The organism is Stenotrophomonas sp. STEN021 (assembly GCF_056760175.1).
Genome location: NZ_JBRREH010000179.1, coordinates 1 through 406, shown reverse-complemented (window position 1 = coordinate 406; position 406 = coordinate 1). Strand labels below are relative to the sequence as shown.

The window sequence follows — 406 nt, the reverse complement described above, 5'->3', positions numbered from 1 at the left end:
GAACTTCGAATCGGGCCTCAGCGCCTTCTTCGTAGGCTGCGACGTTTCCGTCGTAGCGAGCCGCCCATTATATGGTGGCTTTTCTGCTTCGTCAACACCTTTTTGAGAGGCAGTTGACTCGGCGGCTTCAAGGTTGAGCCCGAAGGCTTTTCGTCGAAGCGAGCCGCCTATTATGGCAGGCTTTTTGTTTCCGTCAACACCTTATTTGATGAACTTGAGGTTCTTCGTGAAGTTGTTGAGCTAACCCAGGCTCAAAAACACCTGGCTTACATAAAAAGACGAACCCCGCTGCGTAAGCAGCGGGGTTCTTAGATAAAACCCTGACGATGACCTACTCTCGCACAGCTTAGGCTGCACTACCATCGGCGCGGCTACGTTTCACTTCCGAGTTCGGGATGGGATCGGG

Annotated in this window: 1 rRNA gene; it reads right to left on the bottom strand. The window is 52.7% G+C overall.

Going from position 1 to position 406, the window contains the following annotated elements:
• Positions 1-318: 318 nt before the first annotated feature.
• A 5S ribosomal RNA gene (gene rrf, locus ACVOL0_RS20410) occupies positions 319-406 on the bottom strand; the annotation flags it as partial.